The following is a 14,675-nucleotide window of genomic DNA, read 5'->3' on the forward strand; positions in this document are numbered from 1 at the left end:
GTCGGCGGCTTCGAGCGATGCAAAGACGCAACAACTGCCATGTCGAGATGTCGGTTGAGTGATCGTGCAAAAGGCGCGACGCTCTGCGTCGGGTCGGCACGACAAGCGACATAATCATAAGAAACGACAGGAGCGTCCAGGATGACGGAAACAGTTCAGGGCAAGCATATCGTGGTGACCGGTGGCACCGGGGCGCTGGGTGCCGCGGTCGTCGGCAAATTGCTGGCGGACGGCGCGATCTGCCATGTGCCCAATGCCCACGCGTCGGCCCCCACGCATTTCCCCTTCGCGGCCCATGATCGCGTCCGGCTGGCGCACAATGTCGATCTCGCCGATCCTGCCAAGGTCGATGCCTTCTATGACAGCGTTCCCGAATTGTGGGCCTCCATCCATCTGGCCGGCGGCTTTGCCATGGCCCCCGTCGAGAAAATCGAATCCGCATCCTTTGCCGAAATGATGGACACCAACGCCCGCACCGCCTTTCTGTGCTGCCGCGCGGCAGTGCGCTCCATGTTGGGCTCGAACACAGCGGGCCGCATCGTCAATGTCACGGCACGCGCCGGGCTCGACCCGCGCCGAGGCGCCGGCATGGTCGCCTATACCGCGAGCAAAGCGGCAGTGGCGGCGATGACCGTGGCGATGGCGGAAGAGCTGAAGCACAAAGGCATACTGGTCAACGCGGTGGCGCCCTCGACGCTCGATACGCCGGCCAACCGCGCCGACATGCCGGATGCCGATTTCGGCAAATGGGTCAGCCTCGAAGCCGCCGCCGAGGCAATCGCCTATCTGGCATCACCGGCCAATCTGGCAATGAGCGGAACGCTGGCGCCACTTTACGGCCGCGCCTGAAGTTCCGCCGCGCAGGCGACTCATTTGGTTTGGCTTCCGATGGCGGCCTTTGCCGACCTCGCCTGAGTCTACAGCGGAGGTTGGCCATTCAATCATGGCGTCCGCCGACGCCTCCACGGCATTAGAAGGCCTGCGACTACGTCAGGTTCGAGACGCCCGCTTCCACGACCTCGACTGCGTCGCCGATGGCGATCGCGCCGGCGTTGTTGGGAATCGCATTCTGGCCGAAGATGATGCCGCCCTTGGCGGAGCAGTGGAGTTTGCCAAGCGTCTGCAACGGCTCGCGCGGGTCCGGCTGCTCGCCGCTCAACGGATCTCGGGTGGTGATGACGCAGCGCGAGCAGGGCTTTGCGATCCGCAACTCCACCGTGCCGATGCGGATCGTCTTCCAGCTGTCTTCAGGCCATGCGCCTTCTGCGTCGACGACGATGTTTGGCCGGAACCGCGCCATCTCGATGGGCCTGGCAAGATGGCTGTTCAGATGGTTCAGCGAGCCTGTCGTGGCGATCAGCAGCGGAAAACCGTCGGCAAAGCCGACGAAATCGCCGGGCTGGCCGAATTCCGCATCGACCGGCCGGTTTTGCGGATCGTCGAAATAGACGAGATCGACAGGCCGGCCAAGAATAGCCGAGAGATAGGCGCCGGCGGCCGGATCGCCCGGCCGCGCGGCAGCCATATCCTTCCAGATCTTGACTTGCCGGAGCGCGGTGCCGGGAGCCGGAGCCTCGACGAAGTGCGAGCCATGCCTGTCATGTTTCAACAGGATGCCCGTTCCGCGATGCTCGACGTCGATCGTCGTCATATCAGGTATCTGGCGAATGGTGAGGAACTGCCCATCCTTGTCGACGACCATCCAGCGGCGGTCGCCTTCCATGCCCATTGTCTCGATGTCGGCGCTCGGCACGGCATGGCCGCGCAGGCTCTTGACCGGATAGCGATAGAGTTCGACGACCTTCATCGCGCATGCTTCTCCGTTGCCCGAAGGGCCGGACTTCCGTGTTTACGTCTGCAACGACGGCCGAGCCTACAACCGCGCGTGTGGAATTGAAGGGGTTGCACAGTCTTAGTCTAGTGCCAATCGCGCAGCCGAGCATGAAAACCCGCGAGCCTTGCGGCCCGCGGGTTTTCTTGTTCAGGCTGCGCGCGAGGCGCAGCCGAGGCTTACGCTTGCGCGAAGCGGCTTACGCGCTGCGCGCAAAGCGGCTTAGCTGCCCTGCTTCTTCAGCGCGGCGCCAAGGATGTCGCCCAGCGAAGCGCCGGAGTCGGTAGAGCCGTACTGTGCGACGGCTTCCTTCTCTTCGGCGATTTCCAGCGCCTTGATCGAGACCTGCAGCTTGCGGGTCTTCTTGTCGAAGGCGATGACGCGGGCGTCCAGCTTCTGGCCGACCGAGAAGCGCTCGGGGCGCTGCTCGTCACGGTCACGGCTGAGGTCGTTGCGCTTGATGAAGGTCTCTATGCCGCTGTCGACCAGCCGCACTTCCAGGCCGCCATCCTTGATGCCGGTGACTTCGCAGGTGACGACCGCGTTCTTGCGCAGTTCGCCTGAAGTCGCCGCTTCGCCGACCGTATCCTTGGCCAGCTGCTTGATGCCGAGCGAGATGCGCTCCTTGTCGATGTCGACGTCGAGCACCTGCGCCTTGACCATGTCGCCGCGATTGTACTCTTCGATGACCTGCTCGCCCGGACGGGTCCAGTCGAGGTCCGAGAGGTGCACCATGCCGTCCACGTCGCCTTCAAGGCCGATGAACAGGCCGAACTCGGTCTTGTTCTTGACCTCGCCCTCGACCTGGCTGCCGACCGGATGGCTCGCGGCAAAAGCCTGCCACGGATTCTCGAGCGTCTGCTTGAGGCCGAGCGAGATGCGGCGCTTGGCCGGATCGACCTCGAGCACGACCACGTCGACTTCCTGCGTCGTCGACAGGATCTTGCCGGGGTGCACGTTCTTCTTGGTCCACGACATTTCCGAAACGTGGATGAGGCCTTCGATGCCCGGCTCCAGCTCGACGAACGCGCCGTAGTCGGTGATGTTGGTGACGGTACCCTTGATCTTCTTGCCGATCGGGAACTTGGTGCCGATCTCGGACCACGGATCGCTCTCGAGCTGCTTCATGCCGAGCGAGATGCGGTGGGTTTCCTGGTTGATGCGGATGATCTGCACCTTGACCGTCTGACCGATGTTGAGGATCTCGGTCGGGTGGTTGACGCGGCGCCATGCCATGTCGGTGACATGCAGCAGGCCATCGATGCCGCCGAGGTCGACGAACGCACCGTAATCGGTGATGTTCTTGACGACGCCTTCGACAACCTGGCCTTCTTCGAGGTTCTGCACGATTTCCGAACGCTGTTCGGCGCGGCTTTCCTCGAGCACGGTGCGGCGCGACACCACGATGTTGCCGCGGCGGCGATCCATCTTGAGGATCTCGAAGGGCTGCGGGTTGTGCATCAGCGGAGAGACATCGCGGATCGGGCGGATATCGACCTGGCTGCGCGGCAGGAAGGCCACGGCGCCGTCGAGGTCGACGGTGAAGCCGCCCTTGACCTGGTTGAAGATGACGCCTTCGACGCGCTCACCCTTGGTGAACTTCTCTTCGAGCTTGACCCAGCTCTCTTCGCGGCGGGCCTTGTCGCGCGACAGGACGGCTTCGCCCAGCGCGTTTTCGATGCGCTCGACCATGACCTCGACCGTGTCGCCGACCTTGAGCGTCGAGTCCTTGCCCTTGACGCCGAATTCCTTCAGCGGCACGCGGCCTTCGACCTTGAGGCCGACATCGATGATGGCCATGTCTTTTTCGATCGCCAGGATCGTGCCCTTGACGACCTGACCTTCGCCGGAGTGACCGGTGGTAAATGATTCTTCGAGCAGGCTCGCGAAATCGTCGCGAGTGGGATTTGCAGCTGACATATTTTCTCCTGGAGTGCCCCGCATCTGAAGCGGGACGGGCGCCGTGGGTTAGCGTTGCGTTGGCCTGCCGGCGTTCCGGGCTACAAAAGCCCTGGGCCGCCTAAGCGGCAATTCCGGCGCATGAAGAATGCTGGCAGGCTGGTTCGTGCCCGATATGGGTATTTTCTTCGCTTCCGGCAATCGGTGGAGCGGGAAAACCCTGGATCAGGCTTTGTCTCTCTTGGCCAGGGCGTCGTCGATGATCGCTTTGGCCGCCAGAAACGCGGCCTCTATAGCCATTTCGGAGGTATCAAGCAAGTGCGCGTCCGCCGCCGGCTTCAGCGGCGAGTCGGCGCGGCCCATGTCGCGCTCGTCGCGGCGCACAATATCGGCAAGAATTTCGGCGAAATCGGCGGTGCCGCCGATGCTTTCGATCTCGGCCAGCCGGCGCTGCGCCCGCACTTCGGCGCTCGCCGTCACATAGAGCTTTATGTCGGCGTCAGGGCACACAACCGTGCCGATGTCGCGCCCGTCGAGCACCGCGCCTGGCGGTGTCCTGGCGAAATCGCGCTGCTTTTCGACCAGGATGCGCCGGACGGTAGGGTAAATCGCGACCTTCGAGGCCGCCTCGCCAACCGCATGCGCCGACAGCACCGCACGGTCGAGCTTTGCCAGATCGACCTGGCGTGCGGCGGTTTCGGCTGCTGAGACATTGTCGAGTGGCAGCGCGTGCCGGATCAACGCATAGGCGACGGCGCGGTAGGTGAGGCCGGTGTCGAGCAGGTTGAGGCGGTAGTGGTCGGCCAGCCGTCGGGCCAGCGTGCCTTTGCCGGCGCCGGCGGGACCGTCGATGGCGATGGTGAAGGTCATTGGCGGGCCAACACGAAAGACAGACGCCGCGATCCTTCGCGCCCCCCTCTGTCCTGCCGGACATCTCCCCCTCCAGAGGGGAGATCAGAAGCTTCTGCGCCCCACTCTTTCCTGCAATTTCGAAAACTGGCGAAAGCCGCTGTGACGGCCGATCTCCCCCCTTGAGGGGGAGATGTCCGGCAGGACAGAGGGGGGCGCTGTCCCGCCGACATCTCTGCTTGCTTTGCGCTTGGCATCAACCTACCCGATCTCCGCACCGAGCCCCGTCATCAGACCCATGAACTCCGGGAAACTCGTCGCGATCATGGCGGCGTCGTCGATGGTCACCGGCTTTTCCGTTGCCAGCCCCATTACCAGGAAGCTCATGGCGATACGATGGTCGAGATGCGTCTGCACCGTCGTGTCCTGGCCATTGGGATGGCCGCCCAGCCCCTTGCCGCCGGGCTTTCCGCGCACCGCGAGCGAAGCTTCGCCTTCGGCGCAGTCGACGCCGTTGAGCTTCAGCCCATTGGCAACCGCTGCCAGTCGGTCGGATTCCTTCACCCGCAGCTCTTCCAGCCCCTGCATCAACGTCTCGCCCTCGGCGAAGCTTGCGGCAACCGCCAGCACCGGATATTCGTCGATCATCGACGGGGCCCGCTCGGGCGGCACGGTGACGCCCTTGAGCTCGGAGTAGCGCACGCGCAGATCGGCAACATCCTCGCCGCCGGCATTGCGCGGGTTCAAGATGTCGATCTGGCCGCCCATTTCCTGCAACGTTAGAAGCAGGCCGGTGCGGGTGGGGTTCATCAGCACGTTCTCGATGACGATGTCCGAACCCGGCACGATCAGTGCCGCGACCAGCGGGAAGCCGGCCGAGGAGGGGTCGCCGGGCACGGCGATGGTCTGCCCCGTCAATTTGCCCTGGCCCTCGATGAAGATGTGGCGCACGCCGCGCTCGTCGGTCTCGACCGAGAGATTGGCGCCAAATCCCCTAAGCATCTTTTCGGTATGATCGCGCGTCATCACCGGTTCGATCACGGTGGTGATGCCGGGCGTGTTGAGGCCTGCCAGCAGCACGGCCGACTTCACCTGCGCCGAGGCCATCGGCACGCGGTAGGTAATGGGTGCGGCGTGTTTCGGCCCATGCAGCGTGATCGGCATGCGGTCGCCCGGCGTCGCCTTCAGCACCTGCACGCCCATCTGGCGCAAGGGTTCGAGCACGCGGCCCATCGGCCGTCCCGACAGCGATGCGTCGCCGATGAAGGTCGTTTCCATGTCGTAAGTGCCGACGAGGCCCATTGTGAGGCGGGAGCCGGTACCGGCATTGCCGAAATCGAGCGGGCCTTCCGGCTGCAGCAGCGCGCCATTGCCGGTGCCGCGGATCACCCACTCGGCGCCGCGCTTCTCGATATGCGCGCCCATCGCCTTCATGGCGGCCGCCGTGCGCATCACATCCTCGCCTTCGAGCAGGCCGGTGACGCGGGTTTCGCCGGAGGCAAGGCCGCCGAACATCATGGAACGGTGCGAAATCGACTTGTCGCCCGGCACGCGAGCGGTGCCGGAAAGGGCGGATGATTTGCGGGCGGTGGCCGGCTTGGCAGCGGCGGCGTGAGACATGGAATTTCCCTGGACGGAATGCCGGCGCGCCGGCGCTTTTCATTTGTTGCGGCGGTCTCGTATCACGGCGGGCACGAATGGTCATCCCCATGGTCGTCGCTTGGCGCGAGGCCTTTCAGTGCTTGGTTTTGTGACGCCGGCTTTTCGCTTTGACAGCGCGGTAAACTGTGGTTAAGGGGACCACTCTTTTACTGACGAGGCTTGACGTGGCAAAAAACGAACTTGGCACAAAGCGTGTCGACCCTGAAACGGGCCGAAAATTCTACGACCTGAACAAGGACCCTATCGTCTCGCCCTATACGGGCAAGACGTATCCGCGTTCCTATTTCGAGGACGGCAAGATCGCCGCCCTCGAAGAGGAAGAGGAAGTGGCCGAGAAGGAAGTGGACGCCGAGGAAGAAGAAGGCGTTGAAGTCGTCTCGCTTGAAGAGGCCGACGAAGACGTCAAGGCCGGCGACGAGCTTCCCGACCTGGGCGACGACGAGGACGATGTCGATCTAGGCGACGATGAGGACGATACTTTCCTTGCCGACGAAGAGGAAGAAGACGACGACGTCGCCGACATGATCGGCGTCGGCGACGACGACGACGAAGTCTAGGAACGCTTCGAACGCATGCATTTAGCGGCGTTGACGGGCTATGACGAAAAAGCGGCCCTCGAAGGCTTGATCTTCAGGGAAGGCGGGGTTAGAAGCCGCCTGCACTAAACGGCGCGGTCCTGAAACCCGCGCCGGACCTCTCGCCGGCAACGGCGACGGCTGACTGCCGGAGTGGGGCCATAGCTCAGTTGGGAGAGCGCTTGAATGGCATTCAAGAGGTCGTCGGTTCGATCCCGATTGGCTCCACCAAACAGTCTTTTTCCGACGCTCGGTTTCGCGGCATTCGTGCTTGTCGCCTGCCAGTCGGCGCCTGAACCATCATCGCCGCCGCCAACGCCCGCACCTCAGCCCATGGCGCCTGCCGCGATCTCTGCTCCTGATGGTGCGGCGGTCCTCGATCCATCCGTGCGGGTTATGCCGCCCGGCGAAGGCGTCCCGGCCAAGTATGTCGCGTTTTCCGGCATATGGGGCGGACAGCTGGACGGGATGTATGACGGCAAGCTCGCCGTGCTGACGATTACGCGCGGCGGCAATGTCACCGCCACCTATGCCTGGGGCGATGTCGCCGACAACAAACCGGGCGTGGCCGACGGCGAAGGCAAGATTTTCGGCAACACGTTGAAACTGCGGCGCCTTCCCAATGGCGCGGACGTCAGCGCGGTCATTCAGGCGGACGGAACGCTGGCCGTCACCTATGGGCTTGCCGACCGAACCTATACGGGCACGTTCACCAAGCAATAATTGCGAGAGCTAATCTTCCGGGGGAGCCACGGCTGGCCCCTTCCCCGATCAGTGCAGGCCGAATTCGCGCAGCAGTTCTTCGCGATAGCGCACGAAGCGGCTCTCGCTGCGCTCGCGCGGGCGTGGCAGGTCGATGTCGATCAACCGCGCCGCGCCGCCTTTCTCCTTGGGCAGGATCAGCACCCGGTCGGCAAGATAGATCGCCTCCTCCAGATCGTGGGTGACCATCACCATGGTGACGTTCTCCTCGCTCCAGATGCGCGCCAGTTCCTCCTGCATGCCGATCTTGGTCATGGCGTCCAGCGCCCCCAGCGGCTCGTCGAGCAGAAGGATCTCGGGCTGCACGGTGAGCGCCCGGGCGATGCCGACGCGCTGCGCCATGCCGCCGGAAAGCTGGCTCGGAAAAGCATCGGCGAATTCGGCAAGGCCGACCAGGGCGACGTAGAAGCGGGCGCGTTCCTCGGCCTGCCTCTTGGGAACACCGCGCACTTCGAGGCCGAACGCGACATTGCCGAGCACGCTCAGCCACGGCAGCAGCCGCGGCTCCTGGAAGATCACGGCACGCTCGGCGCCGACGCCATGCACCGGCTGGCCGTCGATCGCGACACCGCCGCTGTCGGCCGCCTCCAGCCCGGCCAGAATACGCAGCAGCGTGGTCTTGCCGGAGCCGCTGGCGCCGACAATGACCAGGCATTCCCCCGAACGAATGTCGAGGTTGAGCGTCCGCAGCACGGCAAGCTGGCGCCCGCCGAGGCTGAAGGATTTGGACAGGTCGCGGATCGAGACCTCCCCGCCGCGGTTGGAACCGGTCATCTCATCTCTCAGCTATTTCAGAGCTCAGTTGATCTTGGTTTCGCCGGGCCGGTACAGAATGTCGGCGGCTTTCAGCTTGCCCTTGGCCAGACGGCCGTCGCGCTCCAGCACGGCGACCCAGAAGTCGATGTCGCGGTCGGTCGCCTGCGCACCTTCGCGCAGACCAAAGCCGGTCCAGTAGCGGGCGAGATCGCCGTTTTCACCGCGCTTGTCGAGGATAGTGGCCAGCACCTTGCGGGCTTCGTCCGGGTTCTGGCGCGACCAGTCCGAGGCGCGCGCCGACTGTTCGACGAAGTTGCGCGCCGCATCCGGGTTGGCGGCAATGAAGTCGCGCCTGAGTACGACGAAGCCGCCGGCGAGCTCGCCGAGCACCTGCGTGTCGTCGAACACGCCGCGCACGCCGCCATTGGCGACCAGCGCGCCGGCAAAGGTCGCCTGCCAGTAGCCGAGGCCGGCAATGTCGACCTGGCGCGAGCGCAGCGTCTGCTCAAGCTGCGGGCCGGGCACGACAATGAGGTTGGCGGCGGTCGGCGGCAGGCCGACGCTGTGCAGGGCCTCACGCACCGTATAGTCGAGATGAGCGCCGAGCGTGTTGACCGAGATGGTCTTGCCGGCAATGTCGGCGATCGATTTGATCGGGCTGTCTTCCAGCACGTAGAAGACGCTCTTCACATCCTTGTTGATGCCGTTGCTCGGATACGCCGCGACGAAGTCGTTGCCGCCCGAGATTGAGTTGATCACCGCCGCGGTGGCGGCCGAGCCGATGTCGACGCTGCCGGAAGACAGCGCAAACAGCGATTCCGGTCCACCCGAGGAATAGCCGACATTCTCCAGCTCGACGCCGAGCCCTTTGAAGTAGCCAAGCTCGTCGGCCAGCTCGTGCGGGGAGATGCTGCCACGGCTGGCGAGGTAGCGGAACTTGACGGCTGCGGCTTGCGCAAAGGCCATGCGCGGCAGGCCGGCGGCGATGAGGCCGGCGGCAAGCGGCGCGCCGGCAAGCAGCGAACGGCGGGTGATTTTCATGATCGGGTCCTTCCTGGAGGTAAACGGTGAGGGGCGGACTGCTCAGTTGACAGGATTGCTCCAGCGACAGAGCCGCCGCTGCAGGGTGACCAATGCCTGGTTGGCGATCAGGCCAAGCCCGGCGAGGATGACGATTGCCGCAAACATCAGCGGGATCTGGAAATTGTACTGCGCGTTCATCACCTGGAAGCCGATGCCCTTGTTGGCACCGATCATCTCGGACGCGATCAGCAGCAGCAGCGCGGTGGTGGCGCTCAGCCGCAAGCCGACGAAGATCGACGGCACGGCGCCCGGCAGTACGACGCGGCGAAACACGGTGAGCCGGCTCGCACCATAGACGCGCGCCATTTCAAGCAGCTTGGGATCGACTTCCTTGACGCCGCTGGTGGTATTGAGCAGCAGCGGAAACAGCGTCGCCCAGAAGATGACGAAGATCTTCGAGGTCTCGCCAAGTCCCAAGAGCAGGATGAACACCGGGTAGAGCGCCAGTGCAGAGGTCTGCCGGAACACCTGCAGGATCGGATCGAGCGCGGTTTCGACCGGGCGCACCTGGCCCATGAACAGGCCGAGCGGAATGGCAACGGCTACAGCCGCCGCAAAGGCGATGCCGGCGCGTTGCAGGCTGATGGCGATGTCGCCGAGCAGGCTGCCGCCGGCAAGCCCCTTCCAGAGTGCGACGACGATCATGTCGATCGGCGGCAGCACCGCCGCGTTGACCCAGCCGACGCTGCTCGCCACCTGCCAGAGCGCCAGGAAGCCGGCAAGCACGCCGTAGCGCTTCAGGAAGCGAACAGCCGCCTTGCTGCCGAGGTTCAGGAAGTCGGTGCCGAGCCCAGTTTCGCCACCACTGCGGCGAACCGTGATCTGCCGATCGATGTGCTGCAGCGTCATTGCTTCACCCCTTCGATGCCAAGGTCATTCGGCGGCAAGGACGGTCGAGCGGGCGACGGTCCATGGATTTTCCGGGCGCCTGAGGCCGAGATTCTCGCGCAGCGTGCGGCCTTCGTAAGCCGTGCGGAACAGGCCGCGCCGCTGCAGCTCGGGAATGACCAGGTCGACGAAATCGTCGAGCGCGCCGGGCAGCCAGGGCGGCAGGATGTTGAAGCCGTCGGCCGCCTCGCTGGTGAACCATTCCTCCAGCTGATCGGCGACCTGCGTGACGCTGCCGACGATGGTGTAGTGGCCGCGCGCCGTCGCTACCCATTGGTAAAGCTGGCGGATGCTGAAATTGTGCTCGTCGGCAATCTGCCGGATCAGCGCCTGGCGGCTTTTCATGCCTTCGGTTTCCTTGCTCGGCGGCAACGGGCCGTCGAGCGGATAGCCCCTGATGTCGAGCGTCTGGCCGGCCAGCCCGTTGAGCAGGGCGACACCGTCCTCGGGCAGGATAAGGTCGTTAAGCTGTTGGTATTTGGCACGGGCCTCGTCCTCGGTGCGGCCGACGAAGGGCGCGACGCCCGGCATGATCAGCACCTGGTCGGGATCGCGGCCGACTTCAGCCACGCGCGCCTTGATGTCGCGGTAGAATTCCTGCGCCGTCTCGAGCTTCTGATGGGCGGTGAAGATGACCTCGGCCGAGTGCGCGGCAAGCCCACGGCCGTCTTCCGACTGCCCCGCTTGTACGACAACCGGATGTCCTTGCACCGGGCGCGGCACGTTGAGCGGACCCTTGACGTTGAAATGCTCGCCCTTGTGGTCGATGTCGTGCAATCTGTCCTTGTCGTAGAAACGGCCCGACTGCTTGTCGCGGATGAAGGCGTCATCCTCCCAGCTGTCCCACAGCGCCTTGACCGTCTCGACATGCTCATGCGCCCTGGCATAGCGCTCGGCATGGCTGGGCTGGACGTCGCGGTTGAAATTGCGTGCCGTTTCGTCGCCGGCCGAGGTCACCACGTTCCAGCCGGCGCGGCCGTTCGACAACAGGTCGAGCGAAGCGAATTTGCGCGCCAGCGTGTAAGGCTCCTCATAAGTGGTGGACGCCGTTGCGATGAAGCCGAGATGCGTCGTCAGCGGCGCCAGCGCCGCAAACAGCGTCACCGGCTCGAAGCCGGCGATCTTGGCGTTGCCGCCCTCGCGGGCGCCGAGGCCGACGGTCAGGTTGTCGGCCAGGAAATAGGCGTCGAACAGGCCGCGCTCGGCGGTCAGCGCCAGTTGCTTGTGGAACTCGAAATTGGTGGCGCCGTCGGCCGGCGCATCGGGATGACGCCAGGCGGCGATATGCTGCCCGCCGCCGGGCAGGAAAGCGCCGAGCTTGATCTGCCGCGGCCTGCTATCGGACTTGCTGGCTCGAGTCATTGCAGGCGTCCTTCTGGTCTATGCGGGATGGAATATTGCGTCGCGGATCGTGGTTTCAGGCGGCAAGGACGACGCTGTAGGGCACGCCGGCCACCCGGCATGCTTCGGCGACCGCCTGCCGGGCTCGCGCCTTGACTGCCTCTGACACCAGCACGCCATCTGCAAAGTCCTTGTCCGAGGCGTAGATCGCGGTCGGCAGGGTCTGCGCCTCGAAGAAGCCGAACAACGGCCGCAACTGGTGTTCGACGACTAGCGAATGACGCTCGCCGCCGCCTGTTGCCGCCAGGATGATCGGCTTGCCGCGCAGCGACGACGGGTCGAGCAGGTCGAAGAAGTGCTTGAACAGCCCGGTGTAGCTGCCCTTGAAGGTCGGGGAGCCGACCACCAGCACGTCGGCGCCGAGCAGCTGCTCGATAATACCGCGCGCCGCCGGATCGAGATCGCCAAGCTGTCTTGCAGGCGCAAAGGACGGGCCGAGATCCTCGATGTCGAAAACGCTCAAAGCCGAGCCGGCCCGGCTCGCCACCTCACCGGCGATGTGGCTGACGAATGCCTTCGTCTTGGACGGACGGGTCAGGTTGCCGGACAACCCCACCACCAGCTTTTTTGACATCCGAGGCTCCTTCTCGCAAACTGTCCGCATTAAGCCTACCGATTTTGTAGAATTAAATGAGCGAGAAGATTTCAAAACCGGGCTCTGAAGCGAATGGAGTTTGCGGTACATCGCCTTTGGTTGGTTCATTTGGCCCCAAAAGCGCCGCGGCAGATGCTGACGCGGTCGCGCAAGGCATCGCCGGGGACCATGGCCTTGGTCCTTTGCGCACCGATGGGTATCGTCGCGAAACCGTCAAGGGCCGGCGGCATTGACACTGCGTTGTGTGAGTGTCGATTGAACCCGATCGCGTGGGCGACGAAGTAGGCAACTGGAATCAAAGAACAGGATGCGCGCATGAAGAAGATCGGCTTTCTTTCTTTCGGCCATTGGTCGCCCTCGTCGCAATCGCAGACGCGCTCGGCTTCCGACGCGCTGCTGCAGTCGATCGACCTGGCCGTCGCCGCCGAGGAGCTGGGCGCGGACGGCGCCTATTTCCGCGTCCATCATTTTGCCCGCCAGCTCGCTTCGCCATTTCCGCTTCTGGCCGCGGTCGGCGCCCGCACCAGCCGCATCGAGATCGGCACCGCCGTCATCGACATGCGCTATGAGAATCCGCTGTATATGGCCGAGGATGCGGGTGCTGCCGACCTGATCGCCGGTGGCCGGCTGCAGCTTGGCATCAGCCGCGGTTCGCCGGAGCAGGTGATCGACGGCTGGCGCTACTTCGGCTACGTGCCGCAGGACGGCAAAAGCGATGCCGACATGGCGCGCAACCATGCCGAGGTGTTCCTGGACGTGCTGCGCGGCGAAGGTTTCGCGCAACCCAATCCGCGGCCGATGTTCCCCAATCCTCCGGGAATGCTGCGGCTCGAGCCGTTCTCGGCCGGCCTGCGCGACCGGATCTGGTGGGGCGCCGCTACCAACGCCACCGCCGAATGGGCGGGCAAGCTCGGCATGAACCTGCAAAGTTCGACGCTGAAGTTCGATGAGGGCGGCCAGCCGCTCCACATCCAGCAGGCCGAACAGATCCGCGCCTATCGCGCGGCGTGGAAGGCGGCCGACCACACACGCGAGCCGCGCGTGTCGGTCAGCCGCAGCATCTTTGCGCTGGTGAACGACCGCGACCGCGCTTATTTCGGCGGCGGCAGCAGCGAAGATCATTTCGGCTATATCGAGCCTGAGAAGCTTGCCGTCTTCGGCCGCTCCTATGCCGCCGAGCCCGATGTGCTGGTCAAGCAGCTGAAAGAGGATGAAGCGATCGCCGAGGCCGACACGCTGCTTCTGACCGTCCCCAACCAGCTCGGCGTCGAGTACAACGCCCACGTGATCGAGGCGATCCTGAAGCACGTCGCGCCGGCTCTGGGCTGGCGCTGACAAGAGGCGCCAGCCGCCCGGCAAACAAAGAGATAGACCGTTTCGCCGGCAAACGGTGAAACGCTCTAAGGGACGAGGCGGCTAGGCATCCGCCTTGAAGGTCTGCTTCTGCTGGCCGAGCCCCTCGATGCCCAGTTCCACCACATCGCCGGGCTTCAGGAACACCGGCGGCTTCATGCCGAGACCGACGCCGGGCGGGGTGCCGGTGGAGATGATGTCGCCAGGATGCAGCGACATGAACTGGCTGAGATAGGAAACGAGATAGGCGACGCCGTAGACCATGGTCCTGGTCGAGCCGTTCTGCATCGTCTTGCCGTTGACCGTCAGCCACATTTTGAGGTTCTGCGGATCGGCAACCTCGTCCTTGGTGACAAGCCACGGCCCGGTCGGACCGAACGTGTCGCAGCTCTTGCCCTTGGTCCACTGGCCCTGGCGCTCGGCCTGGAAGGCTCGCTCGGACACGTCATGGGCAACGGCATAGCCGGCGACATAATCCAGCGCATCGGCCTCGCTGACATATTTGGCTTTTCTGCCGATGACCACGGCGAGTTCAACCTCCCAGTCGGTCTTTTCCGAACCGCGCGGGATCAGCACATCATCGTCGGGGCCGACAATGGCCGAGCTCGCCTTCATGAAGATGATCGGCTCCGGCGGCACGGTGGCGCCGGTTTCGGCGGCATGGTCGGAATAATTCAGGCCGATGCAGATGAACTTGCCCGTGCCTGCGACGCAGGCGCCGAGGCGCGGCTTGCCGGAAACCGCCGGCAGCGAGTTCGGATCGAGCTTCGACAATGTCTCGAGCGACGCCGGATCGAGCGCCTTGCCGGCAATGTCGGTGACATGACCCGAAAGATCGCGGATCGTTCCATCCGCATCGAGCAGGCCGGGGCGTTCGCTCCCTATCTCGCCATAGCGCAGCAGTTTCATCTTGCTCTCCAAATTGCGGCCCAAGGCCGTTTTCAACTCACTCTGCCAAAGCGACGAGGACTGGCCGACTCTGGCTAACGGATCCGACCTGGGGCAAGCCGGACTTTAGGAC

At 64.2% G+C, this 14,675-nt stretch carries 15 protein-coding genes and 1 tRNA gene; 6 read left to right on the forward strand and 10 right to left on the reverse strand.

The annotated features are described in order from the left end of the window. Window positions 1–141 precede the first annotated feature (141 nt). A complete protein-coding gene (locus NKJ75_RS19890; RefSeq protein WP_023742299.1) occupies window positions 142–849 on the forward strand; it encodes an SDR family NAD(P)-dependent oxidoreductase in 708 nt (235 codons plus the stop codon). A gap of 136 nt (window positions 850–985) precedes the next feature. Here NKJ75_RS19890 and NKJ75_RS19895 read toward each other — a convergent pair whose 3' ends face one another. The 4 genes from NKJ75_RS19895 to aroA form a co-directional block, all read right to left on the reverse strand. After that, entirely contained in the window at window positions 986–1,807 is an 822-nt protein-coding gene (locus tag NKJ75_RS19895; protein WP_023742298.1) for an MOSC domain-containing protein, read from the reverse strand. A 246-nt stretch (window positions 1,808–2,053) separates the two neighbouring features. After that, a complete protein-coding gene (rpsA, locus tag NKJ75_RS19900; protein ID WP_023671316.1) occupies window positions 2,054–3,751 on the reverse strand; it encodes a 30S ribosomal protein S1 in 1,698 nt (565 codons plus the stop codon). Window positions 3,752–3,955: 204 nt separating this feature from the next. Further along, window positions 3,956–4,600, reverse strand: a complete 645-nt coding sequence (cmk, locus tag NKJ75_RS19905) for a (d)CMP kinase (RefSeq protein WP_023671315.1) — start codon at window positions 4,598–4,600, stop codon at window positions 3,956–3,958. Between the two features lie 240 nt (window positions 4,601–4,840). Then, window positions 4,841–6,199, reverse strand: coding sequence for a 3-phosphoshikimate 1-carboxyvinyltransferase (aroA, locus tag NKJ75_RS19910; protein ID WP_023671314.1), 1,359 nt, complete (start codon window positions 6,197–6,199; stop codon window positions 4,841–4,843). Between the two features lie 206 nt (window positions 6,200–6,405). Here aroA and NKJ75_RS19915 point away from each other — a divergent pair, with 206 nt between their 5' ends. From NKJ75_RS19915 to NKJ75_RS19925, 3 genes are all read left to right on the forward strand, one after another. Then, entirely contained in the window at window positions 6,406–6,798 is a 393-nt protein-coding gene (locus tag NKJ75_RS19915) for a TIGR02300 family protein (RefSeq protein WP_023683538.1), read from the forward strand. Window positions 6,799–6,971: 173 nt separating this feature from the next. Continuing rightward, a tRNA-Ala gene (locus NKJ75_RS19920) sits at window positions 6,972–7,047 on the forward strand. A gap of 102 nt (window positions 7,048–7,149) precedes the next feature. Then, window positions 7,150–7,539 (forward strand): hypothetical protein, encoded by a 390-nt coding sequence (locus NKJ75_RS19925; protein ID WP_023683541.1) that lies wholly within the window; start codon window positions 7,150–7,152, stop codon window positions 7,537–7,539. A 48-nt stretch (window positions 7,540–7,587) separates the two neighbouring features. Here the strand turns inward: NKJ75_RS19925 and NKJ75_RS19930 are convergent, their stop codons facing one another. The 5 genes from NKJ75_RS19930 to msuE are packed head-to-tail and all read right to left on the reverse strand — an operon-like array spanning window position 7,588 to window position 12,280. After that, the gene (locus NKJ75_RS19930) at window positions 7,588–8,352 is read right to left on the reverse strand and encodes an ABC transporter ATP-binding protein (RefSeq protein ID WP_023683542.1); all 765 of its coding nucleotides are present in this window, start codon (window positions 8,350–8,352) and stop codon (window positions 7,588–7,590) included. A 24-nt stretch (window positions 8,353–8,376) separates the two neighbouring features. Then, window positions 8,377–9,375 (reverse strand): ABC transporter substrate-binding protein, encoded by a 999-nt coding sequence (locus NKJ75_RS19935; RefSeq protein ID WP_023732650.1) that lies wholly within the window; start codon window positions 9,373–9,375, stop codon window positions 8,377–8,379. A gap of 42 nt (window positions 9,376–9,417) precedes the next feature. Beyond that, on the reverse strand, window positions 9,418–10,266 hold the full coding sequence (locus NKJ75_RS19940; RefSeq protein WP_023711343.1) for an ABC transporter permease: 849 nt from the start codon (window positions 10,264–10,266) through the stop codon (window positions 9,418–9,420). A 24-nt stretch (window positions 10,267–10,290) separates the two neighbouring features. Further along, window positions 10,291–11,667, reverse strand: coding sequence for an LLM class flavin-dependent oxidoreductase (locus tag NKJ75_RS19945; RefSeq protein ID WP_023834787.1), 1,377 nt, complete (start codon window positions 11,665–11,667; stop codon window positions 10,291–10,293). Between the two features lie 55 nt (window positions 11,668–11,722). Further along, on the reverse strand, window positions 11,723–12,280 hold the full coding sequence (msuE, locus tag NKJ75_RS19950) for an FMN reductase (protein WP_023683545.1): 558 nt from the start codon (window positions 12,278–12,280) through the stop codon (window positions 11,723–11,725). Between the two features lie 56 nt (window positions 12,281–12,336). On the opposite strand from msuE, the gene NKJ75_RS19955 reads away from it, so the two are divergent. Beyond that, entirely contained in the window at window positions 12,337–12,534 is a 198-nt protein-coding gene (locus NKJ75_RS19955; RefSeq protein ID WP_155923605.1) for a hypothetical protein, read from the forward strand. Between the two features lie 82 nt (window positions 12,535–12,616). Further along, on the forward strand, window positions 12,617–13,636 hold the full coding sequence (locus NKJ75_RS19960; RefSeq protein WP_352500078.1) for an LLM class flavin-dependent oxidoreductase: 1,020 nt from the start codon (window positions 12,617–12,619) through the stop codon (window positions 13,634–13,636). 81 nt (window positions 13,637–13,717) lie between these two features. On the opposite strand, the gene NKJ75_RS19965 is transcribed toward NKJ75_RS19960, so the two are convergent. Continuing rightward, entirely contained in the window at window positions 13,718–14,563 is an 846-nt protein-coding gene (locus NKJ75_RS19965; RefSeq protein ID WP_023729743.1) for a fumarylacetoacetate hydrolase family protein, read from the reverse strand. Between the last annotated feature and the right edge of the window lie 112 nt (window positions 14,564–14,675).

This window comes from Mesorhizobium sp. M0058 (genome assembly GCF_040323095.1).
Taxonomy (GTDB): Bacteria; Pseudomonadota; Alphaproteobacteria; order Rhizobiales; family Rhizobiaceae; genus Mesorhizobium.